Raw genomic sequence first — 24,699 nt, forward strand, 5'->3', positions numbered from 1 at the left:
GCCTTGACTCAGGTCGATAAACCAACAGCCCCACAGCGTCAGCCGCTCTCGGCCAAACGCCGCCTCTGGTTAGCCCTATGGAGCTTGCTGCGTCTGCTCATCGTCTTCCCGCTATGGGTGCTGGGCATAATCATCGTTATGCTCGGCGTTGCCTTGTCGCCTTGGGGGACGGAGCAGCTGTTCTCGCAGGGCGAACAGCGCGGTTTCTTTACCTATGAACAACAAGAGGGCGCGCTTCTCGATCGTTTTCGTCTTCAAGGCTTTCAGATGGCCGTTGCAGGCACTCGGATCGAGATTGATGATGTCGAGCTTGCGTGGGCAGAAGACTGTTTACTCTCCGGTAAGCTTTGCCTGGAGTCACTGCGGATAGAACAGGCTGACATTCGTCTCTCCAGCGGGTCAGGGGCGGAAGAGCCGCCTCAAGAAGAACCGGGGCCTTTAAATATAACGCTGCCGTTTCCCATTGAGCTGCGCGACATCGCACTGAATGACGTGCGGCTTACCTTGGGCGATGGTACTCGTATCGAATGGACAGCATTTACCACCTCGATCTCTGCTGAAGGGCAGCAGGTCACCATTGCACCCACGACGCTCGAATCGCCGTCGATCTACTTGCCGCCATCTCCAGGTGTACTGCTGACGCAAGACACCAACACAGCATTGAGCGCAACTGCCATTGACGCTGCCGTGCAGGCCACTCGCCCCGTCGAAGCTGACGATGGAGCGCCGTCACTTGCGCTGAGCGATCGGGAGCGCCTGTCGCTACCCGAATTCACCATGCCAATCGACGTCGAGTTGGCCTCCTTGCTCGTCACGGATGTCGATATTTCAGGTGCCTTCGAGTACCAGGTCGAGCGACTGTTGTTAGAAGCGCAGGCACGGGAAAGCCGTATCACGCTCAGTACATTGGAGCTTGCCACCCCAGATGCCGATGCCAGTTTAACGGCTGACATCAGCTTGAGCGGTGATTATCCCCTGGATGCGGCGCTTCGCGCAGAGCTATGGTTGCCCGACATTTTTCCCGCGCTAAGGGGAGAGCAGGTAGCCCTCGATCTCTCCGGTAGCCTTGCCGACTTGACGGCTGATCTAAGGTTATCCGGTCAGGTGGGAGCTACGTTGACGGCTCAAGTCGATGCGCTTGCGCCCACGCTGCCTTTCGAGGCACGTCTCGAAAGTGATCGCTTGCAGTGGCCGTTGAGCGACCCTTCCAGCGAAGGTGCAGGCAGCGAAGAGACCGATAGTGGCAATGAAAGCCAAAGCGCCCCCTATATACTGGAGAACCTCGATCTCGCTGTCAGTGGAAGCCTAGCGTCGTATCGAGTGAACTTGGCCACGGTGGCGCAAGGCCCTCAAGTTCCAACGACCGCCATCGAATTGGAGGGTGAAGGGGATTTGTCCTCTTTCCGCTGGCTCCCGCTCGCGATCACCGTCGATGAGAGCGTTGTGAGCAGTGAAGGCGAAGTGAACTGGTCCGAGGCCATCGCCGTGGACGCACAGGTACGTTTGGATGCGTTGGATCCTTCACTCTTCGTCCCCCAGTTGGAAGGCAATCTCAGCGGCAGCATCGTGGCGAGTGTCCGCCAGCGGGGAGCGCGCTGGGACGTCAGCGTGCCTGAACTCGATATTCAGGGGCGATTGCAGGAGTATCCTCTCACTCTTCAAGCAGAACTCGCCGCCAACAGTGATCTAGAAGTCGATATCCAAACGCTGCTATTCACCCAAGGCAATAATCGCCTGACCGCGTCTGGTCAAATGAGCCAAGAGGCAATGTCCCTAGAGGCCAATATCGCGCTCAACCAATTGCAAAGCCTCCATCCTGATCTAGCCGGGGAGCTGACCGGCGACATTCAGGCACAAGGCAGCTTTACGCAGCCTAACATCGTAGCGAATGTGAACGGCCGCAATCTGCGTTTTGCCGAGAACCGCTTAGCGGTGCTTTCGCTATCTGGAAGAGTGGAAGGTCTGGATGATCCTGACCTACGCATCGACCTGGATGCCCAAGGCGTCAACGCAGCAGGTCAATCATTGGCCTCTGTCGCGTTGGTTCTGACCGGCCGACTCTCAGAGCATGCCCTACGCCTTGATGCCACCGGCGACACCAACAATGTTCTAAGCCGCGCGAACGTGGCGCTTAATGGCCGTTTCAACCAACAAGCTCAGCGTTATCAAGCCCGGCTGACACCTCTGGAAGTCGATTCGGAGGCTGGGGACATCCGACTGGAAGAGCCTCTGGACATTACTTACAACCTGGCCAATGGGCAGGCCAACCTCAGCCCGTTTTGTCTGCGTCGCTTGCAGGGAGGGCTAGTGTGCTCTGAAGAGCCAATAACGGCCTCTGCTGACCAAGGGCGCGCCGTGCTGAGCGTGCGCGAGGTGCCTATGGAAATGTTGGAGCCGTTCCTGCCAGAGGAGTGGAGCTTCCAGGGGGACACCACGGCCGATCTAGTCGCTAGTTGGCGTCAGGGCGGCGCACAGTGGCAAGCCAATCTTCAATTATTGAGTGAGTTGGCCATCACTGCGGTTAACGATTATGGCCAGCCCGTCGAGCTACCGGTGATCGATCTCGATACACGAATCGAAGCCAATCAAGCGCAAGCGCAGGCAGACGTGCTGTTATCCCTCTCCGAAGCGGGAGAATTGACGCTCAACTTGGCGGTTAACGACCCTCTAGGTCAGGGTGCCCTAGACGGTCAGCTGCGCGCCAATAACGTCACTCTAGCGCCGTATCGCCCCATGGTAGTGGGTATGGACGAGTTAGAAGGCGGCCTGAATGGCACCGTTACCATTGGCGGCTCGACTAGCCAGCCGGACTTACAGGGTGAGCTTGCTCTGCGTCGTTTAAAAGTGAGCGGGCCAGACATTCCCATTGCGATCGTGGATGGTGAACTAGCCGTTGCCTTCGATGGTGAAGAGGGGGAAATCGATGGATTCATTGCCGCAGAACGCGGACGCCTTAACATCAGCGGTAACGCCTATTGGCCCACCGGTGACGCCTGGCGAATCGGGGTCGATCTCAATGCAACACAAGAACCCTTGCTCGTCGTTCTCCCGCAGTTTGGCCGCTTGGAGGCAGCGCCGGACATTCGCATACGCGTCACTCCTGAGCGTCTTCAAGTTCGTGGTAACGTGGACCTCCCCTGGGCGCGTCTGGAGGTCGGTGATTTACCAGCGTCAGCAACATCACCTAGCCCCGATGAGATCATCATCACCGAGCGAGATGACCGCGAGGCCGAGCGCCAAGCACGTCTGGCCGCAGAAGCAGGCAACGACCCCAGCGCGGCCGACGAGTTAGCATCCACCGGCATGGTGCTTGACGTTCTGATCACGCTCAATCTTGGCCGGGATATGCAGATTTCAGCTTACGGGCTGGAATCAGGGCTGAGCGGCAGTCTCGAAGTTCGCCAAGACAGCGGCGCGCTGCAGCTATTTGGCGATGTCAATCTCGTCGATGGCCGTTTCCAAGCCTTTGGCCAGGATCTGTTGATTCGTCGTGGTCAGCTTATTTTCAGTGGGCCACCTGGACTTCCGGTATTGGACTTCGAAGCCATTCGAAACCCTGAAGTCACCGAAGATGACGTGATTGCTGGCTTGCGGGTCACCGGCAACGCAGAGCAGCCGAACGTCATGATCTTCTCCGAACCTGCGATGGACGAAACGCGCTCCCTTTCGTACCTGCTGCGCGGCCGGGCACCGGATGCGTCGGGTGGCGGGATCGACAGCGCGTTGACCACGGCGCTGATCGGAATGTCATTAGGACGGACGGGCGGCGCCGTGGGCTCGATTGGGGAAGCATTCGGTATCGACGATCTTACGCTGGATACCACCGGTGCCGGTGATGATAGCCAGGTCGCCGTGAGCGGTCAGCTCACTGATGACTTACGCATTAGCTACGGTGTAGGTATTTTCTCTCCCATCGCGGAACTTACGTTACGCTACACGCTTTGGCGGAACCTGTATGTTCAAGCAGTGTCTGGAGCTAACCAGGCAGTGGACCTGATCTATAGATTCACCCGTTCGGGCGATCCTTATATTTATCCCCAGCAATAGAGAGGGTGTTATGACGCTATTGACGAAAAAAAGCGCACCAGAAGGGCGCCACACACCTATCGAGACAAGCGACCTTCATACCATTACCGGACACTCGATCCATCCTCCTTATCCGGAAGGACATGAAGAGATCGTGTTCGGTATGGGTTGCTTTTGGGGAGTTGAGCGCCTTTTTTGGCAGCAGCCGGGGGTATATGTCACGGCGGCTGGCTATGCCGGTGGCACGACGCCCAACCCGACCTACAAAGAAACCTGCACTGGCCTGACCGGCCACACCGAAGTCGTCCGGGTCATTTTTGATCCCAAACAGGTCCCTCTAGAGACTCTGCTGCAAATTTTCTGGGAGCAGCACGACCCAACGCAAGGTAATCGCCAGGGTAACGATATCGGCAGCCAGTACCGTTCAGCCATCTTTACCACCACGGACGCGCAGCTGGCGGTCGCTCGGCAGAGTGCCGAAGCCTTTCAGCAGGCCCTTACACAAGCCGGTAAAGGCACTATCACCACAGAAATCAGACCGCTGGACGTTTTCTATTATGCCGAGGCGTATCATCAGCAGTACCTCGATAAAAATCCGGGGGGATACTGCGGCTTGAAAGGCACAGGCGTCACCTGCGCCATAGGGTAAAGGACATCATTATGCAGCATCGATCTTCAAGGGGGCGAAGAGCCCCCCAGTGGGCATGCGTCATGACGCTACTAGGGCTTTTTGCCATGAGTGCAAAGGCTGAGCAGTCTCTCCCTGCAATGCCGCAGACGGCAGAAGATACGCCGTTTGCGAGCGAACGTGAGGCGGTCATTTGGCGCCAAGACGAACTCAAAGACCTGGAGCGTCTGCTCCGGCAGCTTCGCTTCGACTTGGTCAACAATCAGGATGCTCGTGGAGCAGCCCCGCGACTGGCAGAGTTGCAAGAGAAAGCGACCCAAGCCCATTTTTTGCCAGCCTTTATTGCAGGAACCGATGGACGTGGCTCTGACGCCAAGCCAGACATCTGGGAAGAGTGGGAAGATTTTGCTGCCGGGTTCACCGACCTGGAAGAGAAAGTGAGCGTTTTGGTAGAAGCGGCAGAACGGGAAGATTACCGAGCAGCGACGCGCGCGTTTTCCGATGTTGGACTGAGCTGTCGTAGCTGCCACCGAGCTTACCGCTACGACTGACGGCAACGGATCGTGGCGATGGTGGAGCTGTTGCATTAGGGACCGAGAGGAAAATCGCCATCAGTCGCTAGGCTGAACACGGTCGATGCGATACAGCGTTTCGACTTGATCGAGGCCACTGACCGTACAGTTCAAGTCTTTGACGCGGCCGTCGCTCAAGCCGTATACCCAGCCGTGTACCGAGATCGACTGGCCGCGTTGCCAAGCTCGCTGCAAGATTTTCGTCCGGCATAGGCTACTGACCTGGGCGTTGACGTTTAGCTCACACATGCGGTCGATCTGCTCCTCTAACGGCAGATGCTCCAGGGTGTCACGATGGCGTGTGTACTGTTCGCGGACCGAGTGTAGCCAGTAGTCCACCACCCCGCATTCTCCGCCGGTCACGGCTGCTTTGATGCCGCCACACCCGTAGTGGCCCACGATCATGATATGGCGCACGTTGAGCACATCGACTGCGTACTGGACCACCGAGAGCGCGTTCATATCGGTATGGTGAAGCAGGTTGGCGACGTTACGGTGAACGAACACTTCGCCAGGCGGCAGAGCAATGATCTGGTTGGCCGGTACGCGACTATCCGAGCAGCCGATCCATAAATAGTCTGGGGATTGTTGGTTCTCCAACCGTTTGAAAAAGTCCGGATCCTCTTTGCGCATGCGCTCAGCCCATGTGCGGTTGTTCTCTAGCAGCGTTGCAATTCGATGAGGCATCCAATCTCCAGGCGGCATTGTTAGTTGAGTTTATTCGGGGGCCAACGGCGTTGTTAACAAACTGTTGTTAACAAACTAAGGAAGGCGTTTTTAACCTCCCTTGCCCGCAAGGTCAATCTTATTAGCTCTTACCCAACCGTGGTAAGTTCGGCAGAGGACAGGAGATAACCATGTCAGCAGAGGCTGCATATGACTTCGATTTATTCGTGATTGGCGCAGGCTCCGGCGGCGTTCGCGCGGCACGTATGGCGGCGGCGGCTGGAGCTCGCGTGGCGATTGCAGAAGATCGTTACTTAGGAGGCACCTGTGTGAACGTGGGCTGCGTGCCCAAGAAGCTCTATTCATATGCGGCACACTTTCATGACAGTTTCGATGACGCAGCGGGGTTTGGCTGGCAGCTGCCATCCCCTGCAACCTTTGATTGGCCGACTCTGAGAGACAACAAAACCAGCGAGATCAAACGACTCAACGGTATCTATCAGCGCATGTTGGAGGGAGCAGGGGTGACGCTCTTCAACGCGCGCGCCCGGGTGACCGATCCGCATACGGTTACTTTGTCCAATGCCGAGGGCGACGTCAGCATCAGTGCCGACAAGATTTTGCTGGCCACCGGCGGCTGGCCTTGGGTGCCTGAGTTCCCTGGCAGCGACCTTGCCTTGACCTCCAACCAGATATTCGACCTGGAAACCTTCCCCGAGCGTTTTTTGGTGCTGGGGGGCGGCTATATCGCCGTTGAGTTTGCGAGCATTTTTAACGGTTTAGGTAGTGAGACGCACCTGATTTATCGAGGCGATCTTTTTTTGAAAGGCTTCGATCAGGAAGTACGAGAATTCACCCGAGACGAGATGGCTAAGAAAGGTGTGAAATTACATTTTGCTGCCAACATTGCTCGTATCGAACAGTCGAACGGCGCGCTGCAAGTGGCACTCACCACGGGTGAAACGCTGGAAGTAGATGCCGTTTTGGCGGCCACTGGCCGCCAAGCCAACGTGACCGGTCTGGGCGTCGAGTCGTTGGGTATCGCATTAAATGGTGATGGCAAACTGCCGGTCAATGAGCGTTATGAAACCACGGTGCCTTCGATTCTCGCCTTGGGAGATCTGATCGAGGGGCCTGAATTGACGCCGGTAGCGCTGGCAGAAGCCATGCAATTAGTAGACATTCACTTCCACCAAAAAGCGCCAAGGCCGTTGAATTACGACACCATCCCCACCGCCGTTTTTTGCCATCCTAACATTGGCACGGTGGGACTTTCGGAAGAGGCTGCAAGGGAAAAATTCGATAAAATCCGCGTCTACCGTACCGATTTTAGAGCCATGAAGCATACGCTTTCCGGAAGTCAGGAACGCATGCTGATGAAACTTATCGTCGATGACGCCAGCGACGTAGTCGTAGGTGCCCATATGGTGGGCGAGGAGGCCGGTGAATTGATTCAAGGTATCGCCATCGCGGTACGCGCTGGGCTGACCAAAGAAGATTTTGACCTTACCGTTGGCATCCATCCCACCGGAGCAGAGGAGTTCGTGACCATGCGCACTCCCTCCCGTTATTGAACGGCCTTTTGCTTATGCAAGGCGAGCATCGGCTCGCCTTTTTTGTCTCGCGTAGCGGTCAGCCTGATCTAAACTCATTGAGTGATCTCGCCAAGAGCAGGCGTGGGAGTCGGCCTGTTTGATAACCACAATTTATGGAAAGTAGGGAGATGAATAATATGGCTTTTGAATTGCTCATAATCAGCTGTTATAATGAAACTCAAATTCGCTACAGCGAAGCATAACCATGAGTACGCCCATCAAGCCGTTTACACCCTCTGCCGAGCTGGCTCGACCTACCGTTGCAGACGCCGTGGTAGGCCATGCAGAAATGCCACTGTTTATTCGTAAGCCTAATGCCGACGACGGTTGGGGCATTTACGAATTGATCAAAGCGTGTCCACCGCTCGACGTGAACTCAGCCTATGCGTACCTGTTGCTGGCGACCCAGTTCCGAGATACCTGCGCCGTTGCCACCAATGAAGAGGGCGAAGTCGTGGGATTCGTTTCGGGTTATGTCAAAGACAACGCGCCAGATACCTATTTCTTATGGCAAGTAGCGGTGGGTGAGAAAGCGCGTGGAACGGGGTTAGCACGCCGTTTGGTAGAAGCCATCATGTCGCGCCCCGAACTGGATGATGTCCACCACCTCGAAACCACCATCACACCTGATAACCAGGCTTCTTGGGGGCTGTTTCGACGCTTGGCAGCGCGCTGGCAGGCTCCCCTCAATAGCCGGGAATACTTCTCCACTGAGCAGTTAGGTGGAGAGCACGACCCGGAAAACCTCGTCCGCATCGGGCCGTTTCAGACGAACCATATTTGATCTGTCGTCTTGAGCGAGCGTTTTCCCGCTCGTGTTGACCTAGCTGCTTTTCTCGCTTGGCTCACAACACTGATAAGGAGGTCGCAAATGCAGACCCAGACACTCGAACGCATGGAATCCAACGTTCGTACCTACTCACGTTCGTTTCCCGTTGTCTTCACGAAGGCACAGAATGCACGTTTGACCGACGAAAATGGCCGAGAGTACATCGACTTTCTGGCCGGTGCCGGCACGCTGAACTACGGCCACAACAATCCGCACCTAAAAGAAGCCATGATTGACTACCTGTCCAGTGACGGTGTGGTTCACGGCTTGGATATGTGGACCAGTGCCAAACGCGATTATCTGGAAACATTGGAGAACGTGATCCTCAAGCCCCGCGGGCTCGATTACAAAGTGCATCTGCCAGGTCCGACGGGCACGAACGCCGTTGAGGCAGCCATCCGCTTGGCGCGTGTTGCTAAAGGTCGCCATAACATTGTGACCTTCACCAACGGCTTCCACGGCGTGACCATGGGCGCACTGGCTACCACCGGCAACCGCAAGTTCCGTGAAGCTACCGGGGGGATTCCCACCCAAGGTGCCAGCTTCCTGCCGTTCGATGGCTACATGGGCGAGCACGCGGACACATTGGACTATTTTGAGAAACTGCTGAATGACAAGTCAGGCGGTTTAGACATTCCTGCAGGTGTCATCGTCGAAACCGTGCAAGGCGAGGGCGGCATCAACGTTGCGGGTCTGGATTGGCTCAAGCGCTTGGAGGGCATTTGCCACGCCCACGATATTCTATTGATCGTCGATGACATCCAGGCAGGGTGTGGCCGTACGGGTAAATTCTTCAGCTTCGAGCATGCAGGTATCACGCCGGATATCGTAACCAATTCGAAATCGCTGTCGGGCTTTGGACTGCCATTTGCTCATGTGTTGATGCGTCCTGAACTGGATAAGTGGAAGCCCGGTCAGTACAACGGAACTTTCCGCGGCTTTAACCTAGCCATGGTGACGGCGACTGCAGCGCTGAAAAAATATTGGTCGAACGATACCTTCGAGCGTGACGTGCAGCGTAAGGCGCGTATCGTTGAAGAGCGTTTTCAGAAGCTAGCGGCACTGCTGACTGAAAACGGCATGCCGGCAACTGAGCGCGGTCGCGGTTTGATGCGCGGTATCGATGTCGTGTCGGGTGATATCGCCGATAAGATTACCAGCAAGGCCTTCGAACATGGCCTGATCATTGAAACCAGCGGTCAAGACGGGGAAGTCGTGAAGTGCCTATGTCCGCTCACCATTACCGACGCAGACTTGTTGGAAGCACTGGATATTCTGGAAACGTCAGTTAAGACTGTCATTAGCGCGTAGTTGAGCGTTAGTCTAACCGTCCTAACGCCATTACGTCCTTGAATAGGAACGGGCAGCCTGTACGGGCTGCCATGCAACGGAGCACGTTATATGATCGTTCGTAATATTGAAGAAGCTCGTCAAACGGACCGCCTAGTCACCGCGGAAAACGGCAACTGGGATAGCACCCGTCTCGTGCTGGCCAACGATGGCGGAAACTTCTCGTTCCACATCACGCGTATTTTCGAAGGCACCGAGACGCATATTCACTACAAGCATCATTACGAGTCCGTTTACTGCATCGAAGGGGAAGGCGAGGTAGAAACCCTGGCGGATGGCAAAATTTGGCCCATCAAACCAGGCGATATCTATATACTGGATCAGCACGATGAACACCTGCTGCGTGCCCATAAGACGATGCATCTGGCCTGTGTTTTCACGCCGCCGATCACTGGCAACGAAGTTCATCGTGAAGATGGCTCTTACGCGCCTGCTGATGAATAAACTCTTGCTTTGATGTCGCTAGTGAAAGCAGCTTGGCGTGCCGCCAAGCTGCTTTTTTAATGGCTGCCTAGCGGTCGACTTGTTCGAATACGAGCGTTATTTCTCCCAGTGTCAGGCCAAATTTGCGCATGGCGGTGCGGTTAATGAGTCGCCCGTCGGGCTGAAGGTACATCCAGTCATCCATGGTGAAACTGAGCGTACGTCCTCCCACGTCGATGTCGAGTGGGTAGCGCATGTGAAACGCGTGGCCATATTGCCGGGCATCGACTTGGCCCTCGACGTCATTGGCGGTACCAATCCAGCGGTGCTCGTCGACACGCTCGAATTCCCAAACGCGCTGGTCGGTTTCACCATCGGAAAATACGAAGGCTTCATCTAGCGTTAGCGTGTCGCCCTCGAAAGTACCCGTGATATCGACTGTAAAACGCCGCTGTACTTCACCTGAGTAGTCTTGCACCATTCCCCAAGCGCGAGTTTGGCCCGTAAAGTACTCCGCAATGTCTAAGCGGGGGGCGGTATCAGCATACTCCTCGATGTTGACGCTGGTACAGCCAGTAAGCAGCACAACACTAGATACGAGCAAGAAGGCACGCAGGCGCTTTCGTGAGAGTTTCATTGAGGAAATCCTTGATATCAATGTCGAAGTGTATAGTTATTGTAGGAGAAAATATGGCGGTTCAATAGATGCCGTTAGCGCGTTGCCATGCTAGACGTTATCCTCAGTTCGCATAATATATATTATGTTAAATCAAGTGAAATGGTCTGATGAAAAACCGCTACCATGTTGGACAAGCGGACTGCCTTCTCCTTATCATTCGTGCTCTTACTGTCCAAGGATATCCCTCGTTATGCGCTCAGGTGTTTTATGGCTAATGGCCGGTTTGTCAATGTCGTTTGCAGGCTGCGCAGTGACACAGCCAGAGTCGAATGAACCGCCGCCGTTGAGCGAGGCCTCGTTCAATAACCGCATCCTTGAACTTGAAGCGTCCCTTTCACAACGTTGTGAAGCGACGACGCAATTGCATGAACAGCAGAGTAGTCAGCAGCAGGTGCTAACGGCCGACGTTCGCGAGGTAGGCAGCTTGTTGCGGCTAATGCGCCAAGATATTGCGAGCTTGGAAGCACGCGGTGAAGAGCCCGTCATCATACGTGAAGAGTGCAGTGTCACAGAGCCTGCAGACAACAAAACGCTGCTGGGACGCAGCGAATGGGTGGGATTACCCAGCATTGGTACTTATCTGAAGGCTCGGGTGGACTCAGGGGCCAACACCTCTTCCCTGTCTGCCGCTGACATCACGCGTTTTGAGCGTGACGGTGAAGACTGGGTGCGTTTCAAGTTAGCGCTCAATGATGACGACGTCGTCGTCGATCAAGTGCGCGATGAGTGGATCGAGGCGCCTATCGAGCGACGCGTCAAAATCGTGCAGGCTTCTGGCGAAGAGTCCCGTCCTGTCATTTCTCTACTCATGACATTGGGCCCCATCCGCGAAAATGTCGAATTCACCTTGAACGACCGTACGCATTTGGATTACCCGGTGCTACTGGGTCGTCGCTTCATGATGGATATTGCCACGATCGATGTGGCCGAAACGTATCTGCATGACCGCCCGGAATTTCCAGGTGGTGAGCCCTCTGAAGAAGCGGCTGACGATGAAGCGGCCGATCAAGACGATACCGAAGAGTAATACCACTCCCCTGCCGCTTTACGCTGAAAGGAATCACCATGTCCCGGTTGCCGTTTTATTTTATCGTTGGGTTACTACTGCTGGTCGGGATCGTCGCCAGCGTGCATCGCCATTTACAGTTCGAGATTCCCTGGTTTCCAGGCGAACAGCGCCAAGTATGGGAAATTGAAGCAGTCATCAACTTCAACGCACAAAATGGTCCAGTGCAGGTCGATTTGGCGTTGCCATCTCACCAGGCCGGGTTTCGCGTACTGACTGAAAACACCGCCTCATCCGGTTATGGGCTTGCCTATCAGGCGGATGAGCTCGGTCGGCAAGCCCAGTGGACCATCCGTGAGGCAGCAGGCAGCCAGCAACTTTATTACTCCGTGCAGATGCTGGTATCCCCTGATTCGCGTGCGCCCGTACAAACGCCGCCCGGCATTCCAGCCGTCACTCCCTGGGAAAGCCCCTACGACACGGCGGCCAACCAGCTAATCGAGCGCGCCTGGGGGCGTAGCGCCAATAACGCCACGTTCGCTCGTGAACTTATCTTGGATATCAATGGCGAGCGACAAGGTGAAAACGCCCGCTTGCTGCTAACTCAGATGCAGCCTTCCGCGCTGATCGTTCGCCTTTTGAATCAGGCAGGCGTGCAGGCAAGAGAAGTCAGCGGTTTGCTCCTCGAGGACGGTCGCCGCCGCCAAACGCTGAGTAGTTGGATTCAAGTATTCGACCAAACCGCCGAAGAGTGGGCACTGTTCAACCCTGCCACTGGCGAGCAGGGACAGCCTGATAACCTGCTGCTGTGGGAAACCGGTGGTCGTGCCGTACTCGAAGTGCAAGGTGGCACTAACTCTCGCGTATCGTTCTCGATGTTGACCCATTATCAGCCAGCATCCGCGGCGGTCCGTAACCACTACTCGGACGATACGCTGCTGAATTTCTCGATTCACAGCCTACCATTAGAAGAGCAAGCGCTGTTCCAAACGATCCTTTTGATACCGATTGGCGCGCTGGTCGTGGTGTTCCTACGTGTGCTGGTGGGCGTAAAGACATCGGGCACGTTCATGCCGGTACTGATTGCGCTGGCCTTCATTCAAACGACGCTACTGACCGGTTTGATTGGGTTCTTGCTGATCGTCGCCGTTGGCTTGATCATCCGTAACTACCTTTCTTACTTGAATTTGCTGTTGGTGGCGAGGGTGTCGGCGGTCATCATTACGGTCATCGCGATCATCTCGATCTTCACTGTGCTGGCCTACCGTATGGGTTTGAGTGCCGGATTGACGGTCACGTTCTTCCCGATGATCATCCTAGCGTGGACCATCGAGCGGATGTCGATCCTTTGGGAGGAGGAAGGCCCCAAGCAGGTACTAATCCAGGGCGGTGGTAGCCTGCTGACCGCCGTGTTGGCTTTCCTGGCCATGAACAACCCGTGGGTGCGCCATATCACGTTCAACTTCCTGGGCGTGCAGCTCATCTTGATGGCATTCATTTTGCTGCTGGGTAATTACACCGGCTATCGCCTGCTGGAGTTGCGCCGTTTCAAACCCATCACCGAAGACGAGAAGCCGTCATGAGTTGGCTGAAAAACTGGACGTGGCCTACCCGTCTTCGGGATAAAGGCATCGTGGGTATGAACCGGCGTAACATTCGTTACATAGGGCGGTATAACGCACGTCGGCTCTATCCGCTGGTGGATGATAAGTTAAAGACGAAACTGCTGGCTCAGCAGTACGGCATTACCACCCCTGAGCTGATTGGCACGGTCACGACACAGTTTGGTGTTCAACACATTAGCGAAATGCTAGATGGCCATGCGGGATTCGTGATCAAGCCTGCCAAAGGGAGCGGTGGCAAAGGTATTTTGGTCATCGAGAAAGTAGAGAATGGTTTGTTCTACAAACCCAGCGGTGCGAGCCTAACGATCAGCGATATCGAACGTCACGTCTCCAACCTCCTCTCGGGGTTGTATTCGCTTGGTGGTTCACCCGACGTGGCCGTGATCGAAACGCTGATCAATTTCGAAGAGAGCTTATTGGAGTATACCTACGAAGGCGTTCCCGATATTCGCGTCATCGTCTTCAAGGGTTACCCAGTCATGGCGATGATGCGCCTCTCCACCGCCGCCTCCGATGGTAAAGCGAATCTTCACCAAGGCGCCGTCGGCGTGGGGTTGAACATTGCCACCGGGGCAGCGCTGCGTGGCGTGCAGTTCGACCGTCCTTGTTACAGCCATCCCGATACGGGGCACGACTTGGCCAGTCTGGTCGTACCCCAGTGGGAAACACTGCTGCACCTAGCGGCGGGCTGCTACGAGATGACCGGCCTTGGCTACCTGGGGACCGATATGGTGTTGGATCGTCAACACGGACCAATGCTGCTGGAGCTCAATGCCCGACCCGGCTTGGCGATTCAGATGACCAACGGCGAAGGCTTGCGCCGTCGCTTGGATCTCATCGAGCGTCAACCCGACAACGTCCCGGTGGCCAAGCGTGTCGCGTTTGCCCAGCACCACTTTGCGCGCAAGAGCGAGCTGGTCGATACCCCTGACACACCTTCGGCAACGGCGTAGACTGCTTGTCTAATGCCCAACGAGTGATCCAATGACAGAAGCCAATACGCTATTGCAGCAAGCAGAATCTCAGTGCCACACCCGCGGTGTTCGGTTCACCCCGATACGCCGCAGGGTGCTTGAGCTCATCGCAGAGCATGGCGGAGGGCTGAAAGCGTATGACCTGCTGGACCAGCTTTCTACGGAGCACGCTGCCGCTCGCCCGCCCACCGTCTACCGCGCGCTGGAATTTCTTATCGAGCAGGGGTTGGTGCACCGTATCGAATCGCAGAATGCGTATGTCGCCTGCGCCTGCCCTGAGCATACCCACGGCTTCCAGCTGCTCATCTGCCGTCAATGTGGTTACGTCGAAGAGCTGCACTTGGATGAAATCAGCGATCAGCTTGCGGCCCTGGCAAAGCGCCAAGGCTTCAACGTCGAGCGTCAAACCATCGAGCTTCAGGGTTTGTGCCAAGCGTGCCGAACAGCGAGTAATGCCTAATGTCTCAACTTGACTCAATGACTCCCAAGCAATTTTTCAAGGCGCTAGAGTCCGCCTCACCCACCGATAGCTTGCCCTCATTGGCCACACTGTTAGATGCTGTCCAATTCAACGAAGATGGCCTAATCCCCGCCATCGCCCAGCAGCACGATACCAAAGAGGTGCTGATGATGGCATGGATGAACCGCGAAGCCCTTGAGGAGACGTTGACCACGCAGCGAGTATGCTACTACTCGCGCTCGCGCCAGAAGCTTTGGCGCAAAGGCGAAACCTCGGGCCAACAACAGCGCCTCATTAACGCGGCGCTGGACTGTGACGGCGATACGCTGCTCGTACAGGTCGATCAAACGGGGCCTGCCTGTCACACTGGACGTCGCAGCTGTTTCTATGTCTCGTTAGGGGCAGACGGCGCAAAGATCACCAGCGAGCCGATGATCGATCCGGCAACGCTTTACGGTAAAAAAACACCGTGAAAAACGTATGGCGGCTCCTGCAGCGAGGCTGTCATAGATTACTGACCGCCATATTGGTGGGCTGCATACGCATCTACCAATACACTCTCAGCCCATTATTGGGCCCGCGGTGCCGCTTTTGGCCAAGCTGCTCTGCCTACGCCATCGAAGCGCTCCAGGTGCATGGTCCGATCAAAGGAGGCTGGATGGCCGCCAAGCGCATCGTAAAATGCCACCCTGGCCATCCAGGGGGCATGGATCCGGTACCCGGTGGGCGCAGCGAAGCGTTATGCCGTGATGATCAGGAGCAAACGTCAAAGCGCTGCTGCTCGACCTGCGGCCATCACTAATCGCGTGCTCCTCGTTTATCACTGCTTGGCTACTTGATAAATACGCTCTAGCATCGCGTGTAAGCCATTACTGCGCGTTGGCGAAAGATGTTTATCAAGCCCCAAGTCTTTCAAGAAATGCGGCTCGGTCTGACTGATCTCTTCTGGCGTACGCTCGCTATAGATGCGTAGCAGCACGGCGATCAGTCCAGAGACAATGGCCGCATCCGAGGTCGCTTTAAACACGAGCTTGTCACCCGCCTGTTCATGGCACATCCATACATTGGATTGGCAGCCCTGAATTTTGAACTCGTCGGTTCGCCGCTCTTCGGGAAAGTCAGGAAGCTGCTTGCCCATATCGATGATGTATTGATAGCGGTCCATCCAGTTATCGAACATCTCGAACTCTTCCACCAGCTCCTGCTGGGCTAGCTCTGCGCCTGAAGTCGCCATGGCGTATCCTTTGGGTTGATGAGTCTTTATAGCCGCTATTATAACGGTTCAGCCCGTTTTTTTGGGGGCGTTTTCAAGCGGTGTCGCTGCTGCTCGTGATGCCACTCGTCGGCTTCGGTGTGTAAATAGCGACGGGTGGTATCCAGCTTGGCGTGGCGGGCGCTTTCCGCCAAGTAGCGTAAGCTAACGCCTGATTGCGCTTGGTGGGTAATCGCCGTATGCCTCAGCCAGTGAGGCGTTGCTCGCCGAAGCGCCTCGACATAAGCAGGCTTGCCGCCCTTCTCTTCGAGTGCGTCAGCAGCGTTGGCCAACGTCTCTTTGATCAATCGGTAAAGCTGGTTGTCGCTTATACCTCTGCGCTTATCCAGCGCGCGAATCACCGGGGTTGGCTCGTGATAGCCTGGCAATGATACGAGACCCAGCGCTTCTCGCCAGGTTTGCAGGCTTTCGAGCATGTCCACGGGCACGGGTATGCGGGCTTGCTTACTGCCCTTCCCTATCACGCTCCACCACCAGCGACCTTCGACTTCGTGAAAGTCACTCATTTGAGCATTGGCCATCTCGCTAACTCGTGGCGCTAGTAGGTAGGCAAAGCTAAAGATAAACCGTCTTCGGGCACCCTCATAAACGAGCCGTGCGTCATTGCTATGGCTCGGCTGGTTTAGCCACTGCCACAACCAAGCCCATAGCGGCTGCTCCAGATAGCGCTCTATGCGCTGCCCCTGATTGTTCATTCGCCGCGCTTTGTCGCGCATCAGCGCAAAGGGGTTGTGCCCTACCCAGCCGGCCTCCACCAGCCAGCTAAACAAGCCCTGCAGAATGATCAGGCTCTGCCGACGACTCGTGGGAGAAAGACCGTTTCTAAACGGCCGCCACTCAGGATGCTCTCGGGGTTTTGAAGGCCCCACCCATACTGCCCGGGGCTGCGGGTTCTCTAGAAAAGCTTCGAACTGGCGCAGTAATTCACGGTTCATATCGGGCAGCCGTTTATCCTGGCTGGCTAGCCAAAGCAGCAATCGTTCGGCTTCTCGCCGGTAGCTTTTGAGTGTTTGTGGGCTGTCTCGATACTCCGTTAACCACAGCAGCACGGCCTGGTGGTCGTTGTCCGCTTCGATTCGTGAACGCAGATGAGGAGACAGCGCTCGTTGGCTCGCTGGCCAGTGACTCCCCTCCCGCTTATCGCTGATGCCAGTCTCCGCACCAATGGGTGCGTGCTCGTCCGGGCCAAATCGAGTCATTGAAGGGGGCATGCTGGCTCCTTGCTAGCCGTGGTCTATATCGCTGTGAGCAGTGTGGCGTTACAGCGTTATAAATTCAAGATAATGAGCGTAATCTTGAATTTTATTATTATTAAATAAATAATATTACGTTTTATGTTTTACGTAATAATTGTTTTTTTCTCACAAAGACAGGACAATGCCCCTCAAGTAACGCCACTCAACGCATGAGGAGGACGCCATGGCGCGCAACGGAGTTCAGTACAGTGACGTTCAGCAAGCAATCGACACGCTGCTTGCTCAAGGGGACTCCCCCAGCGTGCAGCGTATCCGCGAAGTGCTTGGCACTGGCAGTTTTACCACCATCAGCGAACACTTCCGGCAATGGCGCACCGAGCGTGAGCAAAATCGCGATGTACCGCCTCCCAAAGGGGTACCAGAAGTCGTCGTCAATGTAGCCAGTGAGCTATGGCGGGAAGCGCAAGAGTCGGCCTACCAAGCCCTAGTGCACTACCGAGAAGAGGCCAATCGTCAGGTGGAGGGCGCGCAGCAAGAAGCGGCCGAAGCACGTCAACAGGCTGCCAATGCCGAACAGCGTGAGAGCGCCCTGGCCGAGCACCTTCGCCACATAGAACTACGCCTGGAGGTGCTTCAGCGTGACCTGGGCGAAAGCCAGACCCATGAACGTCACTGGCAGCAGCAGGCAGAGAAAGCCGCTGAAGAAGTTAGCCACTATCGAGGGCAATTCGAGCAAGCCCAGCAAACTCTCAAAGCGGATCAGCAGCGTTTTAGTGAGCAACAGGCCGCGCAGCAAACTGCCTGGGAGCAGCGCTTGGCCCAAGAGGAACAGCGCAATGAGGCGTCAGAAGGCAAATTGATGGCGTTATTGGACACGCTGCGTCAAGAGCGGGCACAAGAAGAGAAAGTGCTGCAAAAGCGTCTACAGCAGCGGGAAGAGCGAGCAGAAGCGCTATCCAAAGAGGTTCGGCAGGTGACCGATGAACTACATCGCTATCAGCAGGAAAGCGCCTCTCAGCAGCAGCGCTTGGCAGAGCTCGAGCGCTACAATGCCGAGCTACAAACGCAGCGCAGAGAACTGCAGGTAGCGCTGGACAGGGCGAATCAGGCATTAGAGGCACAGCAACAGCAAGCACGCGATAGCGATCAGTGGCAAGAACAGCTATGGCAGCGTATGGCGTCCTTGCAAGCTCAGTTGACGGCACTACCAGAAGCACTCACGCCGCCTGCCAATGACCCGGCCCAACCAAAAAAGCCACCCCAATAGTGGGATGGCTATTCGCTATCAAGAGCGACGTTTAGCGCTGGCAGGTTAGTAAACCTAGCTCATGCGACCACGCTCTTTTTGGCATCTGCCGGTTACGCTCAGCGGTAGTAGGCGTTCGTGGTATCGGTGTGATCGGTCACGTCACGGATACCTGCCAGCTCGGGAATACGCTCCATCAGGGTCTTCTCGACACCGTCCTTGAGCGTGAGATCCACTGCGGCACACCCCTGGCACCCCCCGCCAAAGGCCAGGATGGCCACTTTGTCGTCGGTCAGTTCGACGAGTTTGATTTCACCGCCATGAGCCGCCAGTCCAGGATTGATTTCGCTGTAGAGCGTGTAATTGATGCGATCTTCGAGCGGACTGTCGGCATTGACCTTGGGCATTTTGGCATTCGGGGCCTTGATGGTCAGTTGACCACCCATGCGGTCGGCGTTGAAATCGACCACCGCTTCTTCCAAAAAGGCAAGGCTGTTTTTGTCGAGAAAAACGTTGATTTTCTCGAGTTCGAGTTTGACGTCAGTGGGCTCTTCTTCACCAGGACGGCAGTACGCCAAGCAAGTTTCTGCGTAGGGAGTGCCGGGTTGAGTGATGAAAATGCGGACGGCTATTCCCTCGACGTTCTGTTTTTCGAGCAGTTCGGCGAGATATGTTTGTGCGCTGTCGGTAATGTCGATACCAGGCGCTTCGATAGTCGTGGTCATATGGGACACTGTCCTCCCGTGGTAGTGGCAACGCCACATCACATGTCATTTGCCACTATGGTAAGCAAAACCGCCTGCCGACACAATCCCGAGTATTTTAGTCGGCTATTGCGGTGTGCATGAGAAAGCTTAATAGAGAGACTGCAATAACTTCACGCCCACGTTTGCTGCCCTACAGGGTGCCCTTTGGTATGATAAGCCCCGCTCACCTATCGACGACTATAAAAAACATCCTTTCCGACTGCGACGCTGGAGAATGTCCCCTGCCATGGCTGCTAGTGATTTGACTGCTTCCCTCACCCATCGCCTTTCCCAACGCATTCTCATTCTGGATGGCGGTATGGGCACCATGCTGCAGAATGCCCAACTCAGCGAGGAGGATTTCCGCGGAGAACGCTTCCGCGCTTGGCCATCGGATCTGAAAGGTAATAACGATCTACTTGCGTTGACCTGCCCCGATGTGGTCGCCCGTATCCACCGCGACTATCTCGAAGCGGGCGCAGACATCCTGGAAACGAACACGTTCAACAGTACTCGGCTCTCTCAAGCCGATTACGGCATGGAAGACCTGGTGCCGGAACTCAACCGCGAGTCGGCTCGCCTGGCGCGCGAGGTGTGCGACGCCGTGGCGGCGGAGACCGATGTCCCGCGTTATGTGGCCGGGGTGCTGGGGCCAACGTCGCGCACGGCGTCGCTTTCGCCCGACGTCAACGACCCCGCCAAACGTAACGTCACCTTCGACGAGTTGCGTGACAACTATTACGAAGCGGCCAGTGCTCTGATCGAAGGCGGTGCCGATTTGATCATGATCGAAACGATTTTCGACACGCTCAACGCCAAAGCAGCCATTTACGCCCTCGAGGAGTTATTCGATGATCTCGGTAGTCGTTTGCCGGTGATGATCTCCGGCACGATCACCGATGCCTCAGGCCGCACGCTGTCCGGCCAAACGACAGAGGCCTTTTGGAACTCCGTGCGTCATGCTAACCCGCTGTCGGTGGGCTTGAACTGCGCCCTGGGGGCCGAGGAGCTGCGCCCCTATCTGGAAGAACTCGCCACCAAAGCCGATACGTTCGTCTCTGCCCACCCTAACGCGGGTTTGCCGAATGAGTTTGGCGAGTACGACCAAACTCCAAAAGAGATGGCGGCGATCGTTGGTGAGTTTGCCCAGAGCGGCTTGGTCAACATCATTGGCGGCTGCTGCGGCTCGACGCCTGACCATATCCGCGCCATTGCCGAAGCCGTGCATTCTATGGCGCCCCGTCAAGTGCCTGAGCGCAGCAAAGCGTGCCGGCTGTCGGGTCTCGAGCCGTTTAACATCGAAGCCGACTCGCTGTTCGTCAACGTAGGCGAGCGCACCAACGTCACCGGCTCTGCTCGCTTCAAGCGCTTGATCGTAGAGGAAGATTTCACCACGGCTCTGGAAGTGGCTTTAGAGCAGGTCGAAAACGGCGCGCAGATCATCGACATCAACATGGATGAGGGGATGTTGGAGTCGCAAGAAGCCATGGTGCGCTTTTTGAACCTGATCGCAGGCGAGCCGGACATCGCCCGCGTGCCCATCATGATCGACTCCTCAAAGTGGGACATCATCGAAGCGGGCCTGAAGTGCGTTCAGGGCAAGGCAGTGGTCAACTCGATCTCGCTCAAGGAGGGGGAAGCCGCCTTCCGCGAACAGGCCACCAAGTGCCGTCGTTTTGGCGCCGCCATTGTCGTCATGGCGTTCGACGAAGAGGGCCAGGCCGATACGTTTGCGCGCAAGACCGAGATCTGCGAGCGCGCCTACCGGCTGCTCGTCGACGAGATTGGCTTCCCGCCGGAAGACATCATTTTCGACCCCAACATCTTCGCCATCGCCACGGGTATTGAAGAGCACAACAACTACGCCGTCGATTTCATCGAAGCCACCCAATGGATTCGTGAACACCTACCCCACGCCATGGTCTCTGGGGGCGTGTCCAACGTGTCTTTCTCGTTTCGAGGCAACAACCCCGTGCGGGAGGCGATTCACTCGGTCTTTCTCTACCACGCCATTCGTGCGGGCCTCACCATGGGCATCGTCAACGCGGGTCAGCTCGCAGTCTATGACGACCTGCCCACCGAGCTGCGTGAAGCCGTCGAAGACGTCGTGCTCAATCGCCGCAGCGACGGTACCGAGCGATTGCTGGAGATCGCCGATCAGTACAAGGGCGACGGCAGCGGCGCCGCCAAGAAAGAGGATCTCGAGTGGCGCAGTTGGCCGGTCAACAAGCGTATCGAGCATGCGCTGGTGAAAGGGGTCACCGCATACATCGAAGAGGATACCGAAGAAGCCCGAGCCCAGGCGGCCCGTCCTATCGAGGTGATCGAAGGTCCGTTGATGGATGGCATGAACGTGGTCGGCGACCTGTTTGGGGCGGGTAAGATGTTTTTGCCCCAGGTGGTCAAGTCCGCCCGTGTCATGAAGCAGGCGGTGGCGTATCTGATTCCCTTCATCGAAGCGGAAAAAAGTGAGGACACTCAGGCCAAGGGCAAAATCGTGATGGCCACGGTCAAGGGTGACGTCCACGACATCGGCAAGAACATCGTCGGCGTGGTACTGCAGTGTAACAACTACGAAGTCATCGACCTGGGCGTCATGGTACCGACCGAGAAAATTCTCCAGGCCGCCATCGACAACGATGCCGACATCATCGGCCTCTCTGGTTTGATTACCCCGTCGCTGGACGAGATGGTACACGTTGCCAAAGAGATGCAGCGCCGCGGTATGAACCTGCCGCTGCTGATTGGCGGCGCCACCACCTCAAAAGCACACACGGCGGTGAAAATCGAACCGCAGTATGAGCACCCCGTGATTTATGTCACCGACGCATCTCGCGCCGTGGGCGTGGCAGGCAGACTGCTAGCCCCCAATTTGAAGTCGGCCTACGTGGCCGAGATCCGTGAAGAGTACGAGAAAGTCCGCGAGCGCAACGCCAAACGCCGCCCCAAAGCGGCAGACCTGGACTATACCCAGGCGCGTAAACGACGCTTTCGCACCGATTGGGTAAATCACACGCCCGCCAAGCCGAATACCCTGGGTCTGATGACCTTCGACGATTACGACCTGGAAGAGCTGGTCGAACGTATCGACTGGACGCCCTTCTTCATGAGTTGGCAACTTGCCGGGAAGTACCCAAAAATCCTCAATGACGAAGTGGTGGGCGAAGCCGCCCAGAGCCTGTTTGCCGATGCGCAAGTGATGCTACGCAAATTGATCGATGAACAGCGCGTGCATGCCCGCGGGGTCATTGGTTTATGGCCCGCCAACAGCGTGGATGACGACGTGATCGAGGTCTACGCCGATGAGAGTCGCACCAAGGTTATCGAGCGTTTGTACCACATCCGTCAGCAAACCACTAAGGGCCGTGACGGTATCTGCTACAGCCTGGCTGATTTCATCGCCCCGAAAGAGAGCGGCAAACCCGACTGGATTGGGGGCTTTGCGGTGACCACCGGACATGGCGTGGATGAACTCTCCAAAGCCTACGAGGCCGCCGGTGACGATTACAACGCCATCATGGTACAGGCGCTGACCGATCGGCTAGCCGAAGCCTTTGCCGAACGCATGCACGAGCGGGTGCGTAAAGAGTTTTGGGGCTACGTGCCCGAAGAGGCGCTGGATAACGATGCGCTGATTGCCGAGAAATATCAGGGTATTCGCCCTGCCCCCGGCTATCCTGCGTGCCCTGACCATACTGAAAAAGCGACGTTGTTCCGCCTGTTAAACGCCACGGAGAATACTGGCCTAACGCTCACGGAAAACTTTGCTATGTGGCCAGCGGCCGCCGTGTCGGGCTGGTACTTTGCGCACCCCCAGTCGAAGTACTTCTCCACCGGCAAAATCACCCGAGATCAGGTCGAGGTGCTGGCCGAGCGCAAGCAGATGCCGCTGACCGAAATGGAGCGTTGGCTCTCGCCGGTGCTCTCTTACGACCCTAGTTGATCGACTCATTCATGACGCCGGTAGTGCGCCGTCAAGGTAAGGTCATGCGTCTGGCCCTTCCGATCATGTTGGGCATGCTTTCTCAGAGCGTGCTCAACTTGATCGATGCTGCCCTAGTGAGTCATCTGGGACAAGAGGCGTTGGCAGGGGTCGGACTCGGCGGCTATGCCATGTTCATGATGACAGCGCTGGTGTTCGGTCTCTCTTCCAGCGTCCAGTCGCAAACCGCCCAGGCAGTAGGTGCCAATCAAAGTTGTCTTACACGTCCCCTAGGGTCCGGGTTAGTCATTGGTGTGGCTGTCGGTTTACCCATCTCTTGCATCGCTTGGTGGCAGGCGCCGGAGCTAATCCGATGGATTGCTCCCTCGCAAGCGGTCACGCACATTGCCGTCGACTACTTTCGCTTGCGGATCGTCGCACTGACCGCCATCGCGCTGACGCTATGCCTGCGCGGCTACTGGAACGGGCGACAGCAAACGCACCTCTACCTTCGTATCATCGTCGTCGTCCACACAACTAACGTTGCACTGAGCGCGGCTCTCATTTATGGGGTCGCTGGACTGCCAGGCTTAGGGGTGAACGGAGCCGCCATCGGTACGACCTTGTCACTGCTCTTGGGACTGGGGATCTGGGGGGGCATCACGTGGCGACAGCGTCAGCCGAACGCGCTTTCGATACCCTCCTGGCAGAGCATTTTGTCGACGCTGACGCTAGCGTTTCCCCATTCGCTACAGCAGCTTTGGTTTGCCGCTGGTTATGTCGTGCTCTTTTGGCTACTGGGTAAACTCGGCACGCCGAGCGTTGCGGTCGGTCATGTCTTAGTGAATCTATCTCTACTGCTGATTTTACCAGGCGTGGGCGTTGGAGTGGCGGCCATGAGTCTTGTCGGCGAGGCGCTGGGCCGTGACGATCGGCAGGCGGCACACCGCTGGGGCATTGACGCCTTGAGCGTTGCCGGTATGCTGCTGACTGTTTTAGCGTTACCAATGCTGGTGATACCCGACACGATTCTAGGCATTTTCTTTACCAATGAAGCGTTGGTTCAGTTAGGGAGACTGCCCCTGCAAATTACTGGCCTGATGATCGTGTTCGACGCCGCCGCGCTAGTACTGGCGCAGGCGTTGATGGGCGCTGGTGCTCAGCGTACCGTCATGCTGCTCACGCTAGGGATGCAGTGGCTACTCTTTTTACCTCTGGCGTGGTGGGTCGGTATTTGGCTCGGTTACGGGTTAGTCGGGGTCTGGTTGACACAGCTCTTTTACCGGCTGCTCAACTCCACTGGCTTTTTATGGGTGTGGCAGCGCCGCCGCTGGTTAGTCCATGACACTCACTCACAGTTTAAATAGCATTTAACGATAAAAAGATAATTATATATTCTTTTGTAGAATATGACGCCCGCGTTAGAGTGACGGTACATTACCGTCCGTCTTGACGTGACCATTTCGCTTTTAGCAGGATCGTG

At 56.2% G+C, this 24,699-nt stretch carries 21 protein-coding genes; 16 read left to right on the top strand and 5 right to left on the bottom strand.

Going from position 1 to position 24,699, the window contains the following annotated elements; translation table 11 throughout:
• Positions 1-3: 3 nt before the first annotated feature.
• From FHJ80_RS12525 to FHJ80_RS12535, 3 genes are all read left to right on the top strand, one after another.
• Positions 4-4,047, top strand: coding sequence for a translocation/assembly module TamB domain-containing protein (locus tag FHJ80_RS12525; RefSeq protein ID WP_231125612.1), 4,044 nt, complete (start codon positions 4-6; stop codon positions 4,045-4,047).
• Positions 4,048-4,057: 10 nt separating this feature from the next.
• Positions 4,058-4,675, top strand: coding sequence for a peptide-methionine (S)-S-oxide reductase MsrA (gene msrA, locus FHJ80_RS12530; protein WP_139527580.1), 618 nt, complete (start codon positions 4,058-4,060; stop codon positions 4,673-4,675).
• An 86-nt stretch (positions 4,676-4,761) separates the two neighbouring features.
• Entirely contained in the window at positions 4,762-5,205 is a 444-nt protein-coding gene (locus FHJ80_RS12535; RefSeq protein ID WP_231125611.1) for a cytochrome c, read from the top strand.
• Positions 5,206-5,265: 60 nt separating this feature from the next.
• Here the strand turns inward: FHJ80_RS12535 and can are convergent, their stop codons facing one another.
• Positions 5,266-5,913 carry a carbonate dehydratase gene (can, locus tag FHJ80_RS12540; RefSeq protein WP_139527584.1) on the bottom strand — a complete coding sequence of 216 codons (648 nt, stop codon included), beginning with the start codon at positions 5,911-5,913 and terminating at the stop codon, positions 5,266-5,268.
• 170 nt (positions 5,914-6,083) lie between these two features.
• Between can and gorA the strand changes: the two genes are divergently transcribed.
• The 4 genes from gorA (at position 6,084) to FHJ80_RS12560 (ending at position 10,110) form a co-directional block, all read left to right on the top strand.
• Complete coding sequence (gorA, locus tag FHJ80_RS12545; RefSeq protein ID WP_139527586.1) at positions 6,084-7,466, top strand: glutathione-disulfide reductase; 1,383 nt, start codon at positions 6,084-6,086, stop codon at positions 7,464-7,466.
• Between the two features lie 226 nt (positions 7,467-7,692).
• A complete protein-coding gene (gene ectA, locus FHJ80_RS12550; RefSeq protein ID WP_139527588.1) occupies positions 7,693-8,271 on the top strand; it encodes a diaminobutyrate acetyltransferase in 579 nt (192 codons plus the stop codon).
• A gap of 87 nt (positions 8,272-8,358) precedes the next feature.
• Entirely contained in the window at positions 8,359-9,627 is a 1,269-nt protein-coding gene (gene ectB / locus FHJ80_RS12555; RefSeq protein ID WP_139527590.1) for a diaminobutyrate--2-oxoglutarate transaminase, read from the top strand.
• Positions 9,628-9,717: 90 nt separating this feature from the next.
• A complete protein-coding gene (locus tag FHJ80_RS12560; protein ID WP_139527592.1) occupies positions 9,718-10,110 on the top strand; it encodes an ectoine synthase in 393 nt (130 codons plus the stop codon).
• A gap of 67 nt (positions 10,111-10,177) precedes the next feature.
• Here the strand turns inward: FHJ80_RS12560 and FHJ80_RS12565 are convergent, their stop codons facing one another.
• Positions 10,178-10,726, bottom strand: coding sequence for a DUF3833 domain-containing protein (locus tag FHJ80_RS12565; protein WP_139527594.1), 549 nt, complete (start codon positions 10,724-10,726; stop codon positions 10,178-10,180).
• A gap of 232 nt (positions 10,727-10,958) precedes the next feature.
• On the opposite strand from FHJ80_RS12565, the gene FHJ80_RS12570 reads away from it, so the two are divergent.
• Genes FHJ80_RS12570 through yidD form a run of 6 tightly spaced genes read left to right on the top strand, consistent with a single transcriptional unit; the run spans position 10,959 to position 15,635 of the window.
• The gene (locus FHJ80_RS12570) at positions 10,959-11,795 is read left to right on the top strand and encodes an ATP-dependent zinc protease (RefSeq protein WP_139527596.1); all 837 of its coding nucleotides are present in this window, start codon (positions 10,959-10,961) and stop codon (positions 11,793-11,795) included.
• Positions 11,796-11,833: 38 nt separating this feature from the next.
• On the top strand, positions 11,834-13,357 hold the full coding sequence (locus tag FHJ80_RS12575; protein ID WP_139527598.1) for an inactive transglutaminase family protein: 1,524 nt from the start codon (positions 11,834-11,836) through the stop codon (positions 13,355-13,357).
• Positions 13,354-14,352 carry an alpha-L-glutamate ligase-like protein gene (locus FHJ80_RS12580; protein ID WP_139527600.1) on the top strand — a complete coding sequence of 333 codons (999 nt, stop codon included), beginning with the start codon at positions 13,354-13,356 and terminating at the stop codon, positions 14,350-14,352. Before FHJ80_RS12575 ends, FHJ80_RS12580 begins: the two co-directional genes overlap by 4 nt.
• Before the next feature lie 31 nt (positions 14,353-14,383).
• Positions 14,384-14,833 (top strand): transcriptional repressor, encoded by a 450-nt coding sequence (locus FHJ80_RS12585; RefSeq protein ID WP_139527601.1) that lies wholly within the window; start codon positions 14,384-14,386, stop codon positions 14,831-14,833.
• Positions 14,833-15,306: a phosphoribosyl-AMP cyclohydrolase gene (gene hisI, locus FHJ80_RS12590; protein WP_139527603.1), complete on the top strand. Its 474-nt coding sequence runs from the start codon at positions 14,833-14,835 to the stop codon at positions 15,304-15,306. The genes FHJ80_RS12585 and hisI overlap by 1 nt, the downstream gene beginning before the upstream one ends.
• Positions 15,307-15,323: 17 nt before the next feature.
• Positions 15,324-15,635 carry a membrane protein insertion efficiency factor YidD gene (yidD, locus tag FHJ80_RS12595; protein ID WP_239286386.1) on the top strand — a complete coding sequence of 104 codons (312 nt, stop codon included), beginning with the start codon at positions 15,324-15,326 and terminating at the stop codon, positions 15,633-15,635.
• Between the two features lie 18 nt (positions 15,636-15,653).
• On the opposite strand, the gene FHJ80_RS12600 is transcribed toward yidD, so the two are convergent.
• The gene (locus tag FHJ80_RS12600; protein WP_139527606.1) at positions 15,654-16,067 is read right to left on the bottom strand and encodes a SufE family protein; all 414 of its coding nucleotides are present in this window, start codon (positions 16,065-16,067) and stop codon (positions 15,654-15,656) included.
• Positions 16,068-16,105: 38 nt separating this feature from the next.
• Positions 16,106-17,317 (bottom strand): site-specific integrase, encoded by a 1,212-nt coding sequence (locus FHJ80_RS12605; RefSeq protein WP_255303950.1) that lies wholly within the window; start codon positions 17,315-17,317, stop codon positions 16,106-16,108.
• 208 nt (positions 17,318-17,525) lie between these two features.
• Here FHJ80_RS12605 and FHJ80_RS12610 point away from each other — a divergent pair, with 208 nt between their 5' ends.
• The gene (locus FHJ80_RS12610) at positions 17,526-18,569 is read left to right on the top strand and encodes a DNA-binding protein (RefSeq protein ID WP_139527608.1); all 1,044 of its coding nucleotides are present in this window, start codon (positions 17,526-17,528) and stop codon (positions 18,567-18,569) included.
• Positions 18,570-18,667: 98 nt separating this feature from the next.
• On the opposite strand, the gene nfuA is transcribed toward FHJ80_RS12610, so the two are convergent.
• A complete protein-coding gene (gene nfuA / locus FHJ80_RS12615) occupies positions 18,668-19,273 on the bottom strand; it encodes a Fe-S biogenesis protein NfuA (RefSeq protein WP_139527610.1) in 606 nt (201 codons plus the stop codon).
• Positions 19,274-19,541: 268 nt separating this feature from the next.
• Between nfuA and metH the strand changes: the two genes are divergently transcribed.
• Entirely contained in the window at positions 19,542-23,237 is a 3,696-nt protein-coding gene (metH, locus tag FHJ80_RS12620) for a methionine synthase (protein WP_139527611.1), read from the top strand.
• Between the two features lie 11 nt (positions 23,238-23,248).
• Positions 23,249-24,583, top strand: coding sequence for an MATE family efflux transporter (locus FHJ80_RS12625; protein ID WP_139527613.1), 1,335 nt, complete (start codon positions 23,249-23,251; stop codon positions 24,581-24,583).
• The last annotated feature ends 116 nt before the right edge of the window (positions 24,584-24,699 follow it).

It is taken from the genome of Halomonas sp. BL6, assembly GCF_006228115.1.
Classification (GTDB): Bacteria; Pseudomonadota; Gammaproteobacteria; order Pseudomonadales; family Halomonadaceae; genus Vreelandella; species Vreelandella piezotolerans.